Consider the following 21,142-nt stretch of genomic DNA (forward strand, 5'->3'; position numbering starts at 1 on the left):
GGCGTCATCGCAATCCACAATCTGTGGCAGGATGACACCACCGCCTCCGCCCGTCGGGCCGGAGGAGGACCGGCCCGGTGAAGGGAGTTCCGTGCACGAGTACCACCACCTGCTCGAACGCCACGGGGTGACGTGGGGCGAGGAGCTGATCCCCTACGTCGGCGAGGTGCGCACCAGCGCGTACCTGATGAACGGCCCCGACTACTGGAGCGCCTGCCTCCGCCAGCTCGGCGACGGCGCCACCCGCCGTGACCTCGACTCCCGCATGGGCGAGCTCGATCTCGACCGCGTGGTGCGCGACGCGCTCGACGGCGCGGTCCCGGACAACCTGGCGGTCCTGCGCCTCACCCCCGCCGGCCCTCAGCTGGCGGCCGTGACGCTGGCGGTGCTGGGCGACGCCCCGCTGCGCACCACCCTCCTGCTGGACTCCCGCCTGCCGGAGCAGACCACCGTGACCGTGGACGGCGTCGCGCACGTCGTGCCGCCGGGCGGAGCGCGGCTGGTGCCGATCACCAGCGCCGCGACCGTGATCGCCGGAGCTGCCTTGGATCTCGGCCCGCTCACCAGGCGCGTTCCAGCCGCGCGGCTGCGGCTGCGCGCCGGGTTCCCGTGCAGGTGGAGCGTCACCGGCCGGGGCGGGCAGGGCTGGTACCCGCACCGCGCGGTCCACGCCCTCGACGCCCACCTGCGGCCGTACTTCCACGGCGACGACCTGGAGCTCGACGTCCCCGCCGAGCCGCTGACGGTGTCAGTGACGCGCGGCATGGAGTACGGCACCGCCACCGCCCAGGTGACCCCCGCGCCGGGCCGGCAGGTGACCGTCGAGCTGACTCCCGGGCGGCTGTACGACGCCGCCGCGCGCGGCTGGTACGGCGGCGACCTGCACGTCCACCTCAACTGGATGGGCGACGAGCCCGCCACCCCCGCCCGGGCCGCCGCCGCCCAGCACGGCGAGGACCTGCACGTGCTCAACCTGGTCGCCGGGAACGTGGCGGGCGAGCGGGTCTACGACCGCGAGGCGCTGGAGGAGCACGCCGGGCGCGACCTGCCCTGGTCGGACGCCACCCACGTCGCCCGCTTCGGCGTCGAGTACCGCAACGACCTGCTCGGGCACGTCACCGGCTTCGGCCCGACCGGCGTGCCCGCCCGCTTCCACAGCGGCTTCGGCGACGACCCCGACGCGTGGCCCAACGCCGACGCGCTCGCCGAGCTGCGCGCCCTCGGCGCGCTCACCGGCTACGGCCACCCGTTCCACACCGACCTGACCGACACCGACCCGCCGGAGCGGGCGGTCGCCGCCGGACGCAACTGCTCCGCCAGAGAGCTGGTGGTGGACGCCGCGCTCGGCCTGGTGGACGGCCTCGACGTGATCAACCACTCCTCCGTACGGGCGACCGCCGTCGTCTACCGGCGGTTGATCGGGGCCGGCAACCGGCTGGCGGCGACCGCTGGGACGGACGCCGTCCTGTCCATCTCGCGGCGCGGCACGGCGTCCAGCCCGCCCGGCTGGGCGCGGGTCTACGCCCGACTCGACGGGCCGCTCACCGCCTCCTCCTTCGCCGATGCCGTCCGGCGGGGGCGGACGTTCGCCACCACCGGCCCCTGGCTCGAACTCGACGTGGGCGGCCACGGGCCGGGCGACACACTGCGCGCGGCCAGGGGCGAGACCGTCACGGTCACCGCGGCGACGGTCGGGCCCGAGGTCGAATGGCTGCAGCTCAGGACCGCCGGCGGCGTGCTCGCCGAGGGCGGCCCCGGGCGGCTCACGGCCGAGCTGACCGTGGACGGGCCGACGTACGTGGTGGCCGTGGCGGGCGGCGGGCCGCATCCCCGGGCGCTGCACCCCGCCGGCGCGTACGCGCACACCAGCCCCGTCTACCTGGGGGAGCCGGTGGTGCGGCGGGCCGACGTCGCGTGGTGCCTGCGGTGGCTCGGCCTGCTGGAGGAGCTGCTGGACGTGGACGGCCGGTTCACCTCCCGTGAGCAGCGCGACGCCCACCGGGAGCTGCACGAACGGGCCCGCCAGGTGTACCTGGACCGACTCCGTCACGCCCCCTGAGACCCGCCGACGAGGCCACCCTTGTCACGCACCCTCGACCCATCCACGAGACCGCCCCCACGTCCTGAACCCACCGACGAGGCCGCCCCACCGCGTCCTGGACCGACGGGGAGACCGCCCCCAGCGAGTCCTGAACCTACGACGGGACCGCCCCACCGCGTCCCGAACTCACCCACGAGACCACCCCACCGCGTCCTGAACCCACGGGGAGACCGCCCCCAGCGAGTCCTGAACCCACGACGGGACCGCCCCACCGCGTCCCGAACTCACCCACGAGACCGCCCCACCGCGTCCTGAACCCACGGGGAGACCGCCTCCACCGCGTCCTGAACCCACCGACGAGACCGACGCCAGCCCCTGACGGTGGCCCGGCTACTGCCGGTTGGTGCCGGTTGGTGCCGGTCGGGTGGTCGGCGGCGGTTCTGGCGGTCGTTCCGTCGTCATCGGGAGTGGGCGGGTGCTGGGGGTTACTGCTGGCCGGCGCGGCGGGCCGGGGTCGGGGGTGGGCCGGCGGTTCCGTCGGTGAAGCGGCCGGGGCGAAAGGCGGCCAGCAGTGCGGACTCCTCGCCGTACAGTTCCCCGGCGACCTCCCGTCCCAGCAGTGGGGCGAGCGTCACCCCGCTGTGGGTGGCCACCGTGTACACGCGGCGCGCCGGATCGGCGAAGCCCGCGACCGTCAGTCCGTCGCCGGGCAGGGAGCGATGCCCGACCACCGCCCGCTCGGCCTCGGCGCCCTCGGCGGCGGGCAGCACCGCGGACAGCCGGGCCAGGATGTCCTGCCGCACGTCGTCCGGCACCGGCACGCCCGGCTCAGCCCGTCCATCCAGGCCCAGCGCTTGGACGACGAGCCGGCCGGCTCCGTCGGGGCGCAGGTTGAGCCGGTCGGTGGTGATCATCCGCGACAGGCGGGCGGGCACCGGCGTCGTGGTGACCAGGAAGCCGTTGGTGAGCTGTCCGGCGCGGGCCGGGTCCAGCATGGGCACGTACGCGCCGGCCAGCGCCGCGACCCCCTGCGTCCAGCGCCCGGCGCAGGTCACGACCGCGTCGGCCGCGTACGTGCCCCCGCCCGCCACGCCCACCCGCACCCCCGGCTCGGCCGCCTCGATCGCCGTGACCTCGGCCCCGCACACCACCTCCGCACCGGCGTCGCGCGCCTCGCCCAGCAGCCGTGCGATCAGCCGCATCGGATGCACGTGCCCCTCCTCCGGGAAGAACGCGTACACGGCGCCGGGCGGCGACACCAGGTCGGGCTCCAGCTCGCGGGCCCGCCGCGCGGTCACCCGCTCCACCGGGTAGCCCGCCGACTCCAAGCGTGTCACCCGGGACTCCAGCAGCTCCTTGTGCTGGTGACTCACCGCGCATTCGAGGTGCCCGGTCGGGAAGAACCACTCACCCGGCAGGTCGTGGTGCGCCCGGACGGCGGCGTGGTTGAGGTGGAAGTACGCCTCAGGCAGTTTGTTGTTGGCGTTGACCCAGGCCATGGAGGTGGCCGAGGTGCCAGCTCCGGGCGTCCGCGCCTCCAGGACGGTGACCTGCGCGCCGCGCCGGGTCAGCCCGGCCGCGACCGCCGCTCCCACCACTCCCGCGCCGATGACGACGACTCGCAACGCCGTCCTCCTTCCGGTCCGCGATCGGGCACGACCGGGACGCGGTCGGTGCGCGATCGGTGCGCCGTCGGGGCGCATCGCCAGCATGCCATGCGGAATACCGGTTGCCCGGGCGGCACAAGGGCCGAATCATGGGGCTTTGTGGTGCGACTGGCGTTCGGCGTGACGACGGGGCGGGACCAGCGGGTCTGGGACGCCTCCGGCCATGCCGTGGCTGATGTCGCCGGTCTGAACGTACTGGCCGATGACGACGGACGAATCGCCGACGACGGGGGCACGGGCCCCGGCGGCTGGACGGGCATCGGTGGGTGGACAGAACCGGGTGAGCGGGCGGAACCGGGTGGGCCGGCGGGCGACGGTGGGCTGACCGGTGGCCAAGGACGAGCGGGGGTTGAGGGGCGGGGCGGGCGGTCAGGTGGGCTGCGGGGTGCTCGGCAGGCTGGTGCGCCCGTCGTGGTCGGGCCGGCGGGTGCCGATCCAGGGCCTGCCCTCGCCGGATTGGCCCGGCTGCTCGCGGCTCCCGGCGGCCTCATCGCCGCGGGTGCCGGGGTTGATCTGGGTGGCGGGTTCGTCTCGGGGCGGCTGGCCGGGGCTCGGGGTGATCGGCGCGACGCGGTGCTGGTGGCGTTGCGCGTCCTCGGGCTGGACGGGCTGCCTCGGCTGGGCGAGCGGGCGGGCGTGCTGACGGCGTTGTTCGGGGTGGAGGCCACCAAGCGGGTGGCCGCCGCGGCGAACCGCGCCATCGCAGACGGGCGCTGGGCGGCGCTGCAGCTCGCCTCGGCCGCCAGTGCCCTGCTGGGAGCGGAACAACTCGAACGCGTCCTCGCCCTCGGCACCGCGCCCGATCCCGCGGCCACCGCAACGCCCGACGTCACGCCGGGTCACGCGGCCGACGTCACGCCCCGGCCTCCGGCCGGCGCCGCACTCGACCGCCCCGCCGACGGCACGCCGGGTCACGCGGCCGGCGGGGCCGAGCGGGCGGTCGAGGTGGCGCCTGAGCCGCACGCCATGCCGTCCGCGCTGGCCGCGCACCTCCAGCAGTTGCTCGCCCCGCTCCCCCGCCACCGCCGCCTCGCCCCCCTCCTCGACCTGTGGCGTCAGGTGGCGGCCCGGCAGGAGGCGGCCCGGCGGACGGCGCGGCGTCTGGCGACGCAGGGCAGGCAGAGCAGGCTGGAGGAGCTGGCCCGGCGGCGCGACGCGCACGAGGACGCGATCATCGTCGAGCAGGTCCGCCGCGACCTGGGCCGTGTGCCGAGCCTCGCCGACGCCGCCCGCTGGACCCCGCACCCCTGGCACTGGACGAACCGGATGATGCGCGCCATGCACGACGCCATGGCGGCGACCGTCCTGCTCCGCACCGCCGCGGCCGTCGCCGACCACGGCGTCCGGGAAGGGCTGGCCCGCTCCGCCGCGCAGCTCCGCGCCGCCGCCGCGCTGATGGACGCGGCCGAGGCGGGGGCGGCCGCGCGCCGCGTTCCGGGGCTGGCCGGGCTGCCCGCGCGGCCCGGCTGCTACGTCCGCGACCTGGCCCGCCGGCTGGACGCGCCGAACGAGCAGTACGTCCGCCAGAGGCTCGCCAGGGCCGCCGACTACGCGGGCGTCGCGCTGGACGCGGTCAGCGAGGTGATCATCGAGGCGGGCGACGCCCTGGCCGCCTGGTCGTCGACCGGGATGCGCGCCTGGCGGGACGCGGTCGGCTACACGGCGGAGCGTCCGCCGTCCGAATGGCTGCAGCCCCCGGTCCCCTCCGGTGACCCGCCGGTGCTGGCCGAGCGCGCGACCGAGCGGCCCCCGCAGGAGGTCGAGACGGCCGGCGACCTGCTCTGGTACGGCGAGCTGGGCGACGCGCTGGCCCGGCTCCACGGCCACGAACGGGCGGAGATCGGCTTCCAGCACCCGTACCCGTACGTGGATCACCTGCCGGAGCCGGACACCGGCCTCGTGCCGCGCCTGGACACGATCTCCTCGGCCCTGGCCGGGGCCGCGCAGCTCGTGTCGCTGGGCGCGCGGCCGTCCTCCCGCCACTGCGCGAGCTGGCACGACCTGACGGACGCGCTGGTCAAGGGGGTGGAGGCCATGTACGCGCCGTCCGGCGGCTTCCTGCTGCCCGGGCCGCTGGCCGCCGTGGACGGCACGACGATCCCGGGCACGGAGCTGCGGGTGGAGTGCGCCCGCGAGCCGCGCGCGCTCGCCCGCTGGTCGTCGTACATGGGCAACTGCATCGCGAGCCCCTACTACGTCGAGGACGCCACGAAGGGCCTGTGCGCGTTGCTGGCGCTGCGCGGCCCGGACGGCGCGATCGTGGCGAACGCGGAGATCCGGCGGCGCGGCCGGCGCGAGGGCTGGCAGGTCGCCGAGCTGCGCGCCCGGTTCAACGCCGACCTGGACGCCGAGCGGGCGCAACGGCTGCGGGACTGGGTGGCCACGCTGCCGCCGGAGCCGGTCGCGCTGCCGGAGCAGGACGCCTTGCCGCCGGCGGAGCCGCCCGCGCGGGAACGCGCGCCGGGGCGCAAGGCGTCCCACCGGGCCGGGCGCGCGTTCGACGAGCTGCACGGGGTGCTGGCGGACCTGGCCGAACGCGAGCTGTCCCGCCCGGCCGCCGTCGCCGCCCTGGACACCCTCCGCGTCCTGGACACCCTCCGCGGTCCGGACGGGTCCCGCCGTCCGCGCGGCGCCGCCCGGCGGGACCGGTCCGCTACCGCTGGACACGCGGCTCCGCCCGCAGGCGACCGCCAAACCGCCGGTGGCGAAGTCGCCACGCCCGCAGGTGACCGCCACACCGCCGGTGGCGGAGTCACGACGCCCGCAGGCGACCGCCACCACGCCGGTGGCGGAGTCACGACGCCCGCAGACGACCGCCACCACGCCGGTGGCGGAGTCACGACGCCGGCGAGGGATCACCGCTCCGCCGGTGGCCGGGACGTGCTCGTGGCGCTGCGCAGGCTGCCGTCCCCCGGCCGGCTGGACCGGGCCTGCCTCGCCGCGCTCCCCGTGACGGGCCTGCCCGTGTTGTGGCAGGCCACAGGGGTGCGCCCGCTCGCCCGGGCACTCGACGCGCTCGACCCGGAGCTGCGTGCCCGCCACGACCAGCTCGGCCTGTTGTTGTCGGACGCGCCGCTGCCGGGGTCGCTGCGCAAGCTCTCCCGGCACGGCGCGATCGCGTCCGCCCGGTCGATGGAGCTGGTCGGCCGCCGGGTCCGGGCGGCGCTCGGCCGTCTCGCCCGGGACGCCGACCCGGTCCTGGCCCGTCAGGTCGCGCGCGATCCGGGCCGGGACGTGTTGTGCGCGCTGGTGGTCGCCGTGACCTGCTGGGACGTGTCAGAGCCGACGGTCCCGGTCACCGGTCCTGGCGAGTCGGCGGTGCCGGGGTATCCGCGTTCCGACCTGGAGGATCCGGCGGGCCCGTGGCGGCGCGCGCTCGCGGGGGCCGGGGAGCTGGGCGCGGACGTGGACGCGTTCCGTGACCGGGTGGCGGCCGGTGGCCTGCGCGTGCCGGCGGCGTGGCTCGGCACGGGCGGCTGGCCCGCCCTCTGGCAGCGCGCCTGCCGCGCGACCACCACAACCACCACGACCACGACCACGCCAGCGGGACATCGCGCCTCGTAACGGCCGATCCCCCGCCAGGCACCCCCCTCCGGCGGCTCCGCACCGGACCCGGCCGGACCACCCCCTTGCTTCTTCTTATCCATGAGGATAAATTTATCCGCATGGATAACAACCCCTGGAGTGCCGTCCGCGCCCTCTTCCTGGCCGTCCTCGTCCTCTCGATCGCCACGCTCGCCGTCGCCGCCGTCGTCGGCGGCACCTGGGTGGTGTGGCTGCGCGGCGGCGCGGTGGCCGTGGCCGCCGCCTGGCTCGTCGCCCTCGCCGGCCAGGCCGCGCGCGGCCGCCGGCCGGCCTACGTCCGTATCAGGTTCGTCAGCCTCGCCGCGCCCGTCGGCGTCGTGATCATCCTGCTCGCGCCCGACAGCGGCTATCCCGGCTGGATGAAGGCCGAGCAGGCGGTGGTCGGCGTCCTGGTCGCCGCCGTGGCGTTCCTCGTCAACCGGCGCAGCGTGCGCGAGGCGTTCCCCAAGCGTGGCAAGCTGTCATGACATGGAGATCGCCGGGACGCGCCGCGCGGCGGCCAGCGAGGCCCGCAAGGCCCAGATCGCCTCCGCCACGATCGCCGTGCTCGCCGAGCGCGGCTACGCGGAGACCACGTTCGAGGCCATCTGCGCGCACGCCGGCCTCAGCAGCAAACGGCTGATCACCTACCACTTCTCCAGCAAGGACCAGCTCCTGGAGGCCGTGGTCCGCCAGGTCGTCGCCGACGCCGCCGCCTTCATGCGCCCGGCGCTGGAGGCCGCCGAGGGCGCCCGCGCGCAGCTCGCGGCCTTCATCAGGGCCAACATCGCCTTCATCGCCGCCCACCCCGCGCACGTGCGGGCCGTGCAGCAGATCGCCCACAACCAGGCGCCCGTCGGCGGCGACGAGCAGGACGCCGCGACCGCCCGGCTGGCGGCGCTGTTCGCCGACGGGCAGCGCACGGGGGCCTTCAGGGAGTTCGACGGCCCGATCATGGCGACGGCCCTGCGCGCCGCCATCGACGCCGTCGCCGACCGCGTGGTCAACGGCCTCGACCCGGGCCGCTGCGCCGACGAGCTGGTCGAGCTCTTCGACCGGGCGACCCGCGCCGACGGCTGAAACCCGCCGGACCGCGGGCAGAGCGCTGTCAGCGCCGTGACAGCGGCGGCGGCCAGGGTTCCTTCCATGAGCCGGACGGCGAGAGGCGCCGCCGGCCAGGAGCCCAGGAGGAGCATCATGTCGCTGTCGGAGTTCGTGGCGCAGGCCGCCGGCAAGTACGGCGTCCCCGGCGCCGCCGCCGGGATCCTCGCGGACGGCCGCGAGATCCACGCCGCCCACGGTGTGACCAGCGTGGACAACCCGCTCCCCGTGGACGCCGGGACGCTGTTCCACCTGGCCTCGGTGACCAAGACCTTCACCGCGACCGCGCTGGTCCGCCTGGCCGCCGAGGGCCGGGTGGACCTGGCCGCGCCGGTGCGCCGCTACGTCCCCGAGCTGCGGCTGGCCGACGCGGACAGCGCCGCCCGGATCACCGTGCTGAACCTGCTCAACCACACCTCCGGCCTCGAATGGAACCTGCTGGACGGCGACGACGAGGACGGCTCGCTGGCCGCCTTCGTCGCCCGGCTGGAGGAGCTGCCGCTGATCGCGCCGCCCGGCGTCCGGGCCTCCTACAGCCAGGCCGGCTACAACCTGGCCGGCCGGGTGATCGAGCGCGTCACCGGGCTGCCGTTCGCCAAGGCCGTCGCCTCGCTGGTGCTGGAGCCGGCCGGGCTGCCGGGCACCTTCTTCGACCTGGACGAGGTCGTGGTGCGCCGCTTCGCCGCGGGCCACGACCGGGCCGCGGACGGCTCGCTGCGGGTCACCCGGCCGTGGAAGGCGTGGCCGGCCGGCTCGCGCGCCAACGACCCGGGCGGCGGCGCCGCCTCCTCGGTCCGCGACCTGCTGCGGTGGGCCGCCTTCCACCTGCGCGACGGAGAGGGCGTGCTGCCCGCGGGCCGGCTGCGGGAGATGCGGGAGCCGACGGTCGCGCTGCGGGCCAGCTCGCTCGGCGACGCCTTCGGCGTGTGCTGGTTCGTCAAGGACATCGGCGGCGTCCGCACGGTCGGGCACGGCGGGTCGGGCAACGGCCAGTTCGCCGAGCTGCTGCTCGTGCCCGAGCACGACTTCGCCGTCGTCTCGCTGGCCAACGCGGGGCCGGACGGCTACCTGTTCAACCAGGAGGTGGTCCGCTGGGCGCTGGAGCACCACCTCGGCGTGGTGGAGCGCGAGCCCGAGCCGGCCCCGTACGACGCCGCGCGGGCGCGCGAGGTCGCCGGCCACTACGAGATCGACGCGATGAACCTGGACCTCGCCACCGACGGCGCCCGGCTCACCCTGGAGGTCGGGATCAAGCCGGAGATCCGCCGCGCCTCGGACACCGAGATGCCCGCCGACTACCCTCCGGCCGCCATCGGCTTCCTGCCCGGCGGGGACGGCGACGAGTACGTCATCACCGAGGGCGGCCTGAAGGGCCAGCGCGGCTTCTTCACCCGCGACGAGCGCGGCGCGGTGGTCGGGGTGGACCTCGCCGGGCGGCTGTTCGGCCGCACGGCGGGCGCCTGAGTGTCAGCCGAGCCGGATCACGTTCCACGAGACCGGCGGCAGCAGCACCGTCAGCGGGTCCTGCTCGACGTCGGGGTTGGGGCGGGGGGCGACCCGGCCGGGGTCGTCGGCGGTGTTGCGGGCGTAGGGGTCGGGCCCGGCGAGGGTGGTGGCCTCGACGATCCGGGGAGCGCCGAGCGCGCGGGCGTCGAGCCGCAGGGACAGCGGCCGGTCGGTGGAGCGGTTGATCGCGAAGACCGTGGTCCCCGCGTCCGGGTCGTGGGTGGCCACGGCGTGCAGCAGCGGCGCCTCGCCGTACTCGGCGGTCTCGTACGCCGGGCAGACCGGCTCGACGCGCAGCACGTCGCCGGCGGCGTACCGGCTGGCCTGGGCGAACGGGTGGAAGGTGGTCTGCGTCCAGGCCCGGCCGCCCGGCTCGGTCACGATCGGCGCGATCACGTTGACGAGCTGGGCCAGCGAGGCGGCGCGCACCCGGTCGCTGTTGCGCAGGAGGGTGATCAGCAGGCCGCCGACGGCGACCGCGTCGGCCAGGCTGTAGTGGTCCTCCAGCAGCGGCGGCGCGACCGGCCAGTCGGTGGGCGGCGCGGCGTCCTGGAAGCGGGACAGGTACCAGACGTTCCACTCGTCGAAGGAGATGTCGATCTTCTTGCGGGACTTCAGCTTCGCGCCCACGTGGTCGGCGGTGGCCGCCACCGAGCCGATGAAGTACTCCATGTCGCTCGCGCAGGCGAGGAAGCTGCCGAGGTCGCCGTTCTTCTCCTCGTAGTAGGCGTGGCAGGAGATGTAGTCGACGACGTCGTAGGTCTCGGTCAGGACCTCGGCCTCCCAGGAGCCGAACGTCGGCATGGACGAGCCGGAGCTGCCGCAGGCGACCAGCTCCAGGCCGGGGTCCAGCATGCGCATGGCGCGGGCGGTCTCGGCGGCCAGCCGGCCGTACTCGCGGGCGGTCTTGTGGCCGGTCTGCCAGGGGCCGTCCAGCTCGTTGCCGAGGCACCACATGCGAATGCCGTACGGCTCCTTGGCGCCGCCCGCGATGCGCCGCTCCGACAGCGTCGTGCCGGACGGGTGGTTGCAGTACTCCAGCAGGTCGAGGGCGGCCTCGATGCCGCGGGTGCCGAGGTTGACGGCCATCATCGGCTCCACGCCGGCCTTGCCGCACCAGCGCAGGAACTCGTCCACGCCGACCTCGTTGGTCTCGGTGCTGTGCCAGGCGAGGTCGAGGCGGCGCGGGCGCTGCTCGCGCGGCCCCACGCCGTCCTCCCAGCGGTAGCCGGAGACGAAGTTGCCGCCCGGGTAGCGGACCGTGGACACGCCGAGCCGCCGGGTCAGCTCCAGCACGTCGCCGCGGAAGCCGTCCTCGTCGGCGGTGGGGTGGCCGGGCTCGTAGATGCCGGTGTAGACGCACCGGCCGAGGTGCTCGACGAAGGCGCCGAAGGTGCGCCGCCGCACCGGGGCCACGCGGAAGGCGGGATCGATCGTGAGGTGTGCCGTGTGCACTGCTGGCTCCTGGGGGTCCGATCGTCGGGGTGCTTGTTAACGTTCTCATAAGGGACGCGACCCCGGCTGCCCCCGCCGCCCGCTGAGGGTCCGGTGACCTTTCCCGCCGGCGGCGGGAGGGGTCACCGGGTGCGGGCGACGAGGAGGGCGATGTCGTCCTCCGCCGGGCGGTCGCGCAACATGCTGCGCACGACGTGGGAGCAGAAGACCTCCAGCGGCAGCGGGGCGCGGGCGAGCGCGGCGCCGAGCCGGTCGATGCCCGCCTCGATGTCGGCCTCGCGGGTCTCGATGAGGCCGTCGGTGTAGAGCGCGATCACGCTGCCCGCGGCCAGCTCCACCTCCAGCGCCTCGAAGGCGCCGACGCCCAGGCCGACGGGGGTGCCGCTGGGCGGGCGGGGGAAGGTGACCGCGCCGTCCGGGGCGACGACGGCGGGCGGCGGGTGGCCGGCCGTGGCCATCGAGCAGCGCCGGGTGGCGGGGTCGTAGACGGCGTAGAGGCAGGTGGCTCCCGTCGCGTCGAACGGCAGGCCGCTGGTGTCGTCCTCCTCGGCCAGCCGGACGACCAGGTCGTCCAGGCGGGCCAGCACCTCCCCCGGCGGCAGGTCCAGGTACGCCAGCGTGCGGACGGCGGTGCGCATCCGCCCCATGGTGGCCGCGGCGTCGATGCCGTGCCCGGTCACGTCCCCGACGACCAGCGCGACCCGGCCGCCGGGCAGCGGGATCGTGTCGAACCAGTCGCCGCCGACGCCGCCGCTCGACGGCAGGTAGCGCGAGGCCACCTCGACCGCGCCGCCGCCGGACAGCCGGCGCGGCAGGAGGGTGCGTTGCAGGGCGAGGGCGGCGGTGCGCTCGCGGGTGTAGCGGCGGGCGTTGTCCAGGCTGAGCGCGGCCCGCGCGCACAGCTCCTCGGCGAGCAGGAGGTCGTCCCGGGTGAACGGCGCCCGGTTGTCGGTGCGGACGAACACGGTGACGCCCAGGATCTCGCCCCGCGCCTTCAGCGGCACGACGATCAGCGTGTGCATCCCGGTGGCGTGGATGACCTGGGCCCGCTCGGGGTCCTGGCCCAGCCAGCCGTCCGGCGAGGTGTCCAGCACGGGCTCGAAGTGGGACTCGCCGGTGGCCAGGACCTCGGTGAACGGCGACGACGGCGGCACGAACACCGCCTGCCCGCGCGGCCACAACGACTCCGGCGTCCCCTCGTGGATCGAGGCCACGCCCGCGCGCCGGAACACCGGCACCCTCGACTCGGTGCCGGCCAGCCGTTGCAGGGGCTCGGCGTCCGGCAGGACGGACTCGGCCAGGTCCACGGTGACGTAGTCGGCGAGGACGGGCACCGCGAGGTCGGCCATCTCCTGCGCGGTGCGGCGCACGTCGAGCGTGCTGCCGATGCGCACGCTGGCCTCGCGGAGCACGGCCAGGCGCTCGCGGGCCTTGCTGCGGCTGATGTCGAGCACCATCGAGCACACGCCGACGGGACGGCCGTCCACGCCGTCGAGGCGGAACAGCGAGGCCGACAGGGTGCGCACGTCACGCCCGCCGGGGGCGGTCCAGCGGGCCTCGCGGTCGATCTGCGGCACGCCGTCCGACAGGACCGCCCGCATCGCCTCCTGCACCGCGCGGGTGTCGGCCCCGGGGACGGGGTCGGTCAGCGCGCGGCCGACCCCGTAGTGCGGGAAGACCGGCTCCAGGCGCCTGGCCGCGTCGTTGCGCCAGACGCAGCGCAGGTCGCGGTCCCAGATGGCGATCGCGACGGGGGCGCGGGACAGCAGCGGCTCCACGACGGAGCAGGTCTGGGTGGCGGCGCCGGCGGCCACCGGGGTCAGCGCGACCAGCCAGGAGCCCGGCCCGTCCGGCGTGCCCAGCCGGGTGCCCTCGGCGTGCACGAGGACCCGGCGGCCGTCGTCGCGGCGGGCCTCCAGCAGCCCGGACCAGCGGTCCGGTGCCGTCCCCTCGCCCTCCTGCCGGTCGGGCGGGAGCGGGAAGGGGCCGGTGGCGTGGTGACCGAGGAGGTCCTGCGCGGCCGGCGTCCAACCGGTCACCGCGCCGCCGACGTCGACCACGACGACGGCGGGCGGCGGCTGTTCCGGTGCGCTTCCGATGGTGGTCATGGCGCGATCCGTCCCTGCGGCGAGTGACCTTTTCGACCCAGGAGCCCAGGATATGCGGCTTTGACCTGGGATGATTCTGGCGCAGTGCTGGTCCCGGCATAGAAGGCTCAAAGCCGCAGCAGGCTGTCCCAGCCGTCGGGGCTGAGCGCGTACGCCGCCACGCTGCCCGTGGCGAACCGCCGCCAGGCCGCCGGCCGCGCCAGGACCAGCCCGGAGGCGCCCGCCACCAGCAGCGCGGCGCGCGGGTCGGGGCCGGGCGTCAGCTCCTCGGCGCTGCCCGCGTACGCGCCCCGGCGCAGCAGCGCGGCGGCCAGCTCGCGGAGGACGGCGCGGCGGCTGCCGGTGTGCTCGGCCGCGCCCAGCACCGCGAGCAGGAGCTGGTGGGTGGCCACTCCGGCGCGGCCCGCCGGCTGCGGCGAGGGGGCCAGGCCGCGGGCGAGCTCCAGCAGCGGCGACAGCAGGTCGACCCCGGACAGCAGGGCGTTGACCGGCTCGACCAGGCGCGGGTTGACGTCGATGAACACCGGGCCGCCGGGGGTCAGGATGACGTCGGCCGACAGCGCGCCGTGCCAGCCGAGCCCGCCGCCGAGCCGCCGCAGGTGCGCCGCGACCTCGGGCAGGCGCAGGCCGAGCTTGTGGCTCGCGCCGCCCCGGGCGCCTTCCCCGGTGCGGCGGCAGGCGTGGAAGGCGACCAGCTCGCCGTCGGCGAACACCGTCTGCACCATCGCGAGCGGCCCCCGCGCCTCCTGCTGGATCAGCAGGCGCTCGCCCGGCGGCCAGGTCACGCCCGCCAGGTCGCCGGGCCCGGCGAGGCGGGTGACGCCGCTGGAGGCCGTGCCGATCGGCCGCTTGAGGTAGGCGGGGAAGGCGGTCCACCCGGCGGCCTCGCGGGCGCCCGCCACGACCCGCGACGGCGGCTGCGGCACCTCGGCCGCCCGCAGCGCGGCGTACGCCGACACCTTGTCCTGCACGGCGGCCAGCGCGGCGAACGGCGGCACCACGGTCGCCACCCCCCGATCGCCCAGCCGGGCGGCGGCCGCCGACAGCACGCTCACCTGCTCCTGCGTGGGCAGCAGCACGTCGAAGCCGCCCTCGTCGTAGGCGTCCAGGGCCGCCTCCAGCCAGGCGAACGGGCCGGCGCCGAAGGCGGGCACCCGGCGCACCCGGCGGACGTGGCGGGTGAAGGCGCACAGGCACCAGGGATCGGGGGACAGCGCCTCGACCTGATGGCCCGCCCGCGACAGCACCGTGGCGCACTGCCGCGAGGTCAGCCCCGACCCGTCGGACAACAGGATCCGCATGACGCCTCCCGTTTGTATATGACATAAGCTTATCCCATATACTTACCCCATGGGACGCCCCGCGCAGATCGACCGGGCCGCCGTCGTCGCGGCGGCGATGGCCGTCGCCGACGAGCACGGCCTGGCCGCGCTCACCATGCCGGCCGTCGCCGGCCGCCTCGGGGTCACCGCGATGGCCCTGTACCGGCACGTCGCGAACAAGGAGGACCTGCTCGACGCGCTCGTGGAGGCGCTGCTGCCGGCCCCGCCGCCGGACACCGCGGCCCTGCCCTGGCGGCAGCGGCTGGAGGCGCTGGCGGGCGCGGTCCGCGACAGCGCGGCCCGCCATCCGGCGGTCTTCCCGCTCCTGCTGCAGCGCCCGGCGGCGACCGAGCGGGCCCGCCGGGCCCGTGACGGCGTGGTGTCCGCGCTGCGCGAGGCCGGGCTGGGGCCCGAGGCGGCGGCTCGCGCCGAACGCCTGATCAGCACCGCCGTCCTGGGCTTCGCCGCGAGCGAGGCGGCCGGCCGCTTCGCCCACCACGACCAGCGGGTGCGCGACGAGGACTTCGCCTGCCTCCTGGAGGCCATCGGCTCACTGCTCCCGCCCGCCTGAAGCGCCCCGGCGTCGGCCGCCCGCCTGACGGCCCCACCCCGCCGCCGCCCGCTCAGCGGGCCGGCACGCCCCCGGACGCCGCCCGCCGGCCCGTCCATCTCCTGGCCAGCCGTTGCCCCGGCAGCTCCACGAAGCGGTGGCTGAGCCAGCTCAGCGGCAGCAGCAGCGCGAGCACCAGCACGCCGACGCCGACCTGCGCCGCCGTCGGCGCCCACCGCATCTCCCCCACCACCTCCATGAGGACCAGCAGCAGCGGCAGGTGCACCAGGTAGAGCGAGTAGCTGATCACGCCGAGGCGGGTCAGCGCGGCCGGCACCCGCCGCCCGCGCAGCGCCCGGGCGGCGGCGAAGGTGGCCGCGGCCAGCACGACGGTGAGGACCCAGCGCGCCGGCTGCACCCACCACCAGCCGGCGCTGAGCGCCCACAGCGGCGTCGCGGCCACCAGCGCCGCCGCGACGCCGACCGGCCACAGCCGGCCCTGGCCGCGTTCCCACCGGTGGATCGCCGTGCCGGCGAACATGACCGCGAGGAGCGCCGCCCCGAACCACGGCACCCGGCTGCTGAGCAGCAGCAGCCCCAGCGCCATCAGCCCCAGCGCCACGCTGGCGCCCCGCACCGCCCGCCCGCTCAGCACGCAGGCCAGCCCGGCGGCGAACCCGCCGAGCGACACCCACGACACCCAGCCGCCCGACAGCGGGGCCGCCGCCCACGCCGCCCCGGTCACCGCCGCGGCCACCGCGAACACCACCGGCAACGCGCCCCGCCCGTCGCGCACGCCGAGCACGAACAGTGCCGCCGCCAGCAGGTAGAACACCATCTCGTACGACAGCGTCCACATGGTGTTGAGCACGCCGCCGACGCCGACGACGTCCAGCAGCATCGTGGCGTGCGCGGCCACCGCCGAGCCGTCGCGCGGCACCTCCTCGCGCACCTCGATCCACGGCGACAGCGCCAGCGTCAGCCCGATCACCGCCACGTACAGCGGGTACAGCCGGAACGCGCGCCCCGCCCAGAACGCCCGCACGTCCCCGTGCCGCTCCAGCGAGTACGGGATGATGTAGCCGCTGACCAGGAAGAACACCAGCACCCCGTACGTGCCGAGGTTGAAGGCCGTGGGCCGGAGCCAGGGCAGGGCCCAGGTCGTCAGGTGCTCGCCCACCACGGCGAGGGCGCCGATCCCGCGCAGCGCGTCCAGCCAGTCGAGGCGGCTCGTCCCTTTCCGAGCGATATGAGCGGGTTCGGCGGCCATGGGGGTCAACGTATCGGATGCCGGGAGCGTCAGGGGTTCTCCACGGGCAGCCCGAACGCCGACAACTTCTGCTCGTGGTGCTCGACCATGCCGAGCCGCCGGTAGAAGGCGTGGCTGCCGGGGCCCTCCGGCGTCGACTCGTGGTCGGTGGTCAGCATGAAGTAGCGGCAGTGCGCGTACCGGCGCATCAGGTGCTCCAGCAGCCGCCGGCCGATGCCCTTGCCGTGGTGGCCCTGCTCGACCAGCAGCTCCTGGACGTAGCAGACGATCTCGTCGTCCGACACCGTGCGCGCCAGGCCGAGCAGCCGCCCGGTGTCGTCCCTGGCCGTGACGACCAGGTGCGACTTCTCCAGGGCGCGCCGGAGCCTCGGCAGGTCGGCGGTCCAGACGTCCCAGCCGACGGAGTCGTAGAGGTCGAAGAGCTCGCCGTCGTCGAACGAGGTCTCCTCAGCGATGATCACCACCCGCAGCACTCTAGTGCCGCCCGCGCCACCGGCCGGCGAACCGGAAGCGGATCGTCCGGAATATCTCCTAAGGTGAGGTCCCATGGCCGAGTTTCGCGAGCAGGACCTCGCGGGAGCGCGCGTCGAGCGCGTCAACCTCCGCGGGGCCGACCTCACCCGCGTGGACCTGCGGGACGCCACGCTGCGGAGGGTCGATCTGACCGGCGCCGACCTCCGCGCCGCCCTCCTCCTGCGCACCCGCCTGCGCGGCGTCGAGCTGGTCGACGTCGAGATCAGCGGCGAGCTGCGCAACGTCACGGTGAACGGCGTCGACATCGCGCCGCTCGTCGAGGCCGAGCTGAACCGCCGCATGCCCCAGCGGGCCAGGATGCGCCCGGACGACCCCGCCGGGTTCCGCGAGGCGTGGGCGATCCTGGAGCGGCTGTGGGAGGGGACGCTCACGCGGGCGCGCGCGTTGCCCGAGGCGGCGCTGCACCGCAGCGTGGACGGCGAGTGGTCCTTCATCCAGACGCTGCGGCACCTCGGCTTCGCCTCCGCCGCCTGGGCGGGCCGGATGGTGCTCGGCGACCCCGCGCCCTGGCATCCGCTGGACCTGCCCTGGGACGAGGCGCCCCGCTGGGACGACATCCCGTGGGAGCGCGAGCTGCGCCCCTCGCTGGAGGAGGTGCTCGCGGTGCGGCGCGAGCGGCAGGCGATGGTGCGCGACCTCGTCGGCTCGCTCACCGCCGGACGCCTCGCCGCCACGGTGACGCGGACCGGCCCCGGCTGGCCGCAACTGGAGGACTTCCCGGTCAAGGAGTGCCTCCACATCATCCTCAACGAGGAATGGGAACATCGGCTCTACGCCGAGCGCGATCTGAACGTACTGGAGAAAGAGGACTGACCGTGGACATCCTGCTCATCGCCGGCCTGTGGCTCGACCGCTCGGCGTGGGACGAGGTCGTGCCCGCGCTGGAGGAGCTCGGCCACCGCGCGGTGCCCGTCGCCCTGCCCGGCCAGGGCGACGGCGCGACCGGCGCCACGCTCGACGACCAGGTGGCCGCGGTGCTCGCCGCCGTGGACGCGGCCGACGGCAGGCCGCTGGTGGCCGGGCACTCGGCCGCGAGCACCCTGGCCTGGCTGGCCGCCGACGCCCGGCCCGAGCGGGTGGCCAAGGTGGCGCTGATCGGCGGCTTCCCGGCCGCCGACGGAGCCGCCTACGCCGACTTCTTCGAGGTCACCGGCGGCGTCATGCCCTTCCCGGGCTGGGACCCGTTCGACGGGCCGGACTCCGCCGACCTCGACGAGCGGGCCAGGGCCGGCTTCGCGGCCGCCGCGATCCCCGTCCCCGAGGGCGTGGCCAGGGGCGTGGTGCGGCTGCGCGACGCGCGGCGCTTCGACGTGCCGGTCCTCGTCGTGTGTCCCGAGTTCACCCCCGAGCAGGCCAGGGCGTGGATCGCGGCCGGTGACGTGCCCGAGCTGGCCAAGGCCTCGGACGTCGGGTTCGCCGACCTCGACTCGGGGCACTGGCCGATGCTGACCAGGCCGCGCGAGCTCGCCCGGCTGCTCGCCGAGGCGGCCGGGCAGGGCTGAGCTCAGCCGCCCGGTCGCCCCGCCAGGGCGGCCGCCACCGAACGGGCCTGCTCGGGTGAAATTTCATAACGTGTCCACATTCAATACAGCGTTTTCCGCATTTGTCGGTTTACGCTCCCCGGCATGCATGCCAAGTCCCGGGTCCCGGCGATCCTCGCAGCGGCCGGCGTCCTCGCCGGCTCGATCGCCGCACTGCCCGCACCCTCCATGGCCGCCACCCCAGGAACCGTGGTCATCAGCCAGGTCTACGGCGGCGGCGGCAATTCCGGCGCCCCCCTGACCAACGACTACGTCGAGCTGTTCAACCGCAGCGACGCCCCCGTCCCGCTGGACGGCTGGTCGGTGCAGTACACCAGCGCCACCGGCACCGGGAACTTCGCCGCCAACAGGACCGCGCTCTCCGGCACCCTGGCCCCCGGCCAGTACCACCTCCTCCAGCTCGCGGCGGGCAGCACGCCCAGCGGCGCGCTCCCCCAGCCCGACGGCACCGGCACCCTCAACCTGAGCGGCACCGCGGGCAAGGTCGCGCTGGTCCGCTCGGCCGACGGCCTGGCCTGCAACGGCTCCTCCACCCCCTGCGCGGACGACCAGCTCGCGCTGATCGCCGACCTGGTCGGCTACGGCACCGCGAACTTCGCCGAGGGCGCCCCGGCCCCGGCCCTCACCAACGCCACCGCCGCCGTCCGCAAGGGCGGCGGCTGCGCCGACACCGACGACAACGCCGCCGACTTCGAGGCTGCGGCCCCCGCCCCGCGCAACAGCGCCACCACCCCGGCCCCCTGCGCGGGCGGCGACACCCCGACGCCGACGCCGACCCCCACCCCGACCCCGACGCCCACGCCCACGCCCACCGAGAGCTGCGACACCCCGGCCACGCACCAGATCTCCCAGGTCCAGGGCAGCGGCGAGACCAGCCCCCTCGCCGGTCAGAACGTCCGCGTCGAGGGCGTCGTCACGGGCTCCTTCCAGGGCAGCGGCGGCCTCGGCGGCTTCGCCGTGCAGTCCCTCACCCCGGACGCCGACCCGGCGACCTCCGAGGGCCTGTTCGTCTACAGCTCCTCCCCGGTCAAGGCGGGCGACCTGGTCCGCGTCTCCGGCAAGGCGACCGAGTACAACGGCCTCACCGAGATCTCCCCGGCCACCGCGGTGAACGTCTGCGGCACCGGCGCGGTCAAGCCGGCCAAGCTGCGCCTGCCGCTGAAGAAGGACGTCGCCTACGAGCGCTACGAGAACATGCTCGTGACCTTCCCCGACGACCTGACCGCGTCCGAGCTGTACAACCTGGGCCGCTACGGCGAGATCCTGCTCTCCGCGGGCGGCCGGCTCTGGCAGCCGACGGACCGCGCCGGCGTCGACCCCGCCAAGGACGCGCGGCGCACGATCCTGCTGGACGACGGCTCGAACACGCAGAACCCGCCCACGCTGCCGTACCACACCGAGGGCTCGCCCACGGTGCGCGTCGGTGACGAGGTCGAGGACCTGACCGGCGTCCTCACCTACAGCTTCGACGTCTACCGCGTCCAGCCGACGCGGCCGGTGGTCTTCGAGGCCGAGAACCCGCGTCCCGCCCGGTCGGAGCGGGTCGGCGGCGACGTCCGGGTGGCCGGCCTGAACACCCTCAACTGGTTCACCACGCTCGGCTCCCGGGGCGCCACCACCGCCGCCGAGCGCGACCGCCAGCTCGCCAAGCTGGTCGCGAACATCACCACGCTCGACCCCGCCGTCGCGGGGCTGATGGAGGTCGAGCGCAACAACGACGTGGCGCTGAACGCCCTGGTGGACGCGCTCAACGCCAAGGCCGGCGCGGGCACGTACCAGGCGATCACCCACCCGAACCCGGGCACCGACCTCATCCAGACCGCGCTGATCTACCAGCCGGCCAAGGTCACGCCGGTCGGCGCGGCCCGGTCGTCGGCCGACCCGATCTTCAACCGGCCGCCGCTGGTGCAGACCTTCACCAAGGCCGGCCGGCGCGGCGGCGAGACGTTCACCGTCGTGGTCAACCACTTCAAGTCCAAGGGCTGCACCGACTCCGACGGCCCCGCCACGGGCCCCGACGCCGACCAGGGCGACGGGCAGAGCTGCTACAACGCCAAGCGCGTCAAGCAGGCGCAGGCCGTGCTGTCGCTGCTCGGCGGGCTGCGGCTGAAGAACGTGCTGCTGCTCGGCGACCTCAACGCCTACGGCGAGGAGGACCCGATCCACACCCTGGAGGACGCCGGGCTGACCAGCCTCAGCAAGAAGTACGTCCGCAAGGACGACCGCTACAGCTACGTCTTCGACGGCCTGTCCGGCGAGCTGGACCACGCCCTGGCCGACAAGGGCGCGCGCAAACTGGTGACGGGCGCCACGATCTGGCACGTCAACGCCGACGAGGGCCGGTTCATGGACTACAACACCGAGTTCAACCCGCCCTACCTGTACGCGCCGGACCCGTTCCGCTCCTCCGACCACGACCCGCTGCTGGTGGGCCTGGACCTCTGACGCCCGGCTCCCGTCCCTGACGGCCGCGGCGGGCCCCG

15 protein-coding genes are annotated in these 21,142 nt (G+C 75.4%); 9 read left to right on the forward strand and 6 right to left on the reverse strand.

What is annotated here, in order from left to right; genetic code table 11:
- The first annotated feature begins 91 nt into the window (after positions 1–91).
- The gene (locus MF672_RS00615; protein ID WP_242371621.1) at positions 92–2,059 is read left to right on the forward strand and encodes a CehA/McbA family metallohydrolase; all 1,968 of its coding nucleotides are present in this window, start codon (positions 92–94) and stop codon (positions 2,057–2,059) included.
- A 467-nt stretch (positions 2,060–2,526) separates the two neighbouring features.
- Here MF672_RS00615 and MF672_RS00620 read toward each other — a convergent pair whose 3' ends face one another.
- Positions 2,527–3,666, reverse strand: coding sequence for an NAD(P)/FAD-dependent oxidoreductase (locus MF672_RS00620; RefSeq protein ID WP_242371619.1), 1,140 nt, complete (start codon positions 3,664–3,666; stop codon positions 2,527–2,529).
- A gap of 498 nt (positions 3,667–4,164) precedes the next feature.
- On the opposite strand from MF672_RS00620, the gene MF672_RS00625 reads away from it, so the two are divergent.
- From MF672_RS00625 to MF672_RS00640, 4 genes are all read left to right on the forward strand, one after another.
- Positions 4,165–7,272: a hypothetical protein gene (locus MF672_RS00625; RefSeq protein WP_247815117.1), complete on the forward strand. Its 3,108-nt coding sequence runs from the start codon at positions 4,165–4,167 to the stop codon at positions 7,270–7,272.
- Between the two features lie 101 nt (positions 7,273–7,373).
- Positions 7,374–7,760, forward strand: a complete 387-nt coding sequence (locus tag MF672_RS00630) for a hypothetical protein (RefSeq protein WP_242371615.1) — start codon at positions 7,374–7,376, stop codon at positions 7,758–7,760.
- A gap of 1 nt (position 7,761) precedes the next feature.
- Positions 7,762–8,352, forward strand: a complete 591-nt coding sequence (locus MF672_RS00635; protein WP_242371613.1) for a TetR/AcrR family transcriptional regulator — start codon at positions 7,762–7,764, stop codon at positions 8,350–8,352.
- Between the two features lie 66 nt (positions 8,353–8,418).
- Entirely contained in the window at positions 8,419–9,837 is a 1,419-nt protein-coding gene (locus tag MF672_RS00640; protein WP_247815118.1) for a serine hydrolase domain-containing protein, read from the forward strand.
- Positions 9,838–9,840: 3 nt separating this feature from the next.
- On the opposite strand, the gene arfA is transcribed toward MF672_RS00640, so the two are convergent.
- From arfA to MF672_RS00655, 3 genes are all read right to left on the reverse strand, one after another.
- Positions 9,841–11,334 carry an arabinosylfuranosidase ArfA gene (gene arfA / locus MF672_RS00645; protein ID WP_242371609.1) on the reverse strand — a complete coding sequence of 498 codons (1,494 nt, stop codon included), beginning with the start codon at positions 11,332–11,334 and terminating at the stop codon, positions 9,841–9,843.
- A gap of 122 nt (positions 11,335–11,456) precedes the next feature.
- A complete protein-coding gene (locus MF672_RS00650; RefSeq protein ID WP_242371607.1) occupies positions 11,457–13,442 on the reverse strand; it encodes a SpoIIE family protein phosphatase in 1,986 nt (661 codons plus the stop codon).
- Positions 13,443–13,549: 107 nt separating this feature from the next.
- Complete coding sequence (locus MF672_RS00655; RefSeq protein WP_242371605.1) at positions 13,550–14,743, reverse strand: ATP-grasp domain-containing protein; 1,194 nt, start codon at positions 14,741–14,743, stop codon at positions 13,550–13,552.
- A gap of 49 nt (positions 14,744–14,792) precedes the next feature.
- Between MF672_RS00655 and MF672_RS00660 the strand changes: the two genes are divergently transcribed.
- Complete coding sequence (locus MF672_RS00660) at positions 14,793–15,335, forward strand: TetR/AcrR family transcriptional regulator (protein ID WP_242371604.1); 543 nt, start codon at positions 14,793–14,795, stop codon at positions 15,333–15,335.
- 52 nt (positions 15,336–15,387) lie between these two features.
- Here the strand turns inward: MF672_RS00660 and MF672_RS00665 are convergent, their stop codons facing one another.
- Entirely contained in the window at positions 15,388–16,584 is a 1,197-nt protein-coding gene (locus MF672_RS00665; RefSeq protein ID WP_242371602.1) for an acyltransferase family protein, read from the reverse strand.
- 29 nt (positions 16,585–16,613) lie between these two features.
- The gene (locus MF672_RS00670; protein WP_242371600.1) at positions 16,614–17,048 is read right to left on the reverse strand and encodes a GNAT family N-acetyltransferase; all 435 of its coding nucleotides are present in this window, start codon (positions 17,046–17,048) and stop codon (positions 16,614–16,616) included.
- 82 nt (positions 17,049–17,130) lie between these two features.
- Here MF672_RS00670 and MF672_RS00675 point away from each other — a divergent pair, with 82 nt between their 5' ends.
- The 3 genes from MF672_RS00675 (at position 17,131) to MF672_RS00685 (ending at position 21,104) form a co-directional block, all read left to right on the forward strand.
- A complete protein-coding gene (locus MF672_RS00675) occupies positions 17,131–17,931 on the forward strand; it encodes a DinB family protein (RefSeq protein ID WP_242371599.1) in 801 nt (266 codons plus the stop codon).
- Between the two features lie 2 nt (positions 17,932–17,933).
- The gene (locus MF672_RS00680) at positions 17,934–18,620 is read left to right on the forward strand and encodes an alpha/beta fold hydrolase (protein WP_242371596.1); all 687 of its coding nucleotides are present in this window, start codon (positions 17,934–17,936) and stop codon (positions 18,618–18,620) included.
- Between the two features lie 123 nt (positions 18,621–18,743).
- Positions 18,744–21,104, forward strand: coding sequence for an ExeM/NucH family extracellular endonuclease (locus MF672_RS00685; RefSeq protein WP_242371594.1), 2,361 nt, complete (start codon positions 18,744–18,746; stop codon positions 21,102–21,104).
- The last annotated feature ends 38 nt before the right edge of the window (positions 21,105–21,142 follow it).

This window comes from Actinomadura luzonensis, from assembly GCF_022664455.2.
In the GTDB taxonomy this organism is placed as follows: Bacteria; Actinomycetota; Actinomycetes; order Streptosporangiales; family Streptosporangiaceae; genus Nonomuraea; species Nonomuraea luzonensis.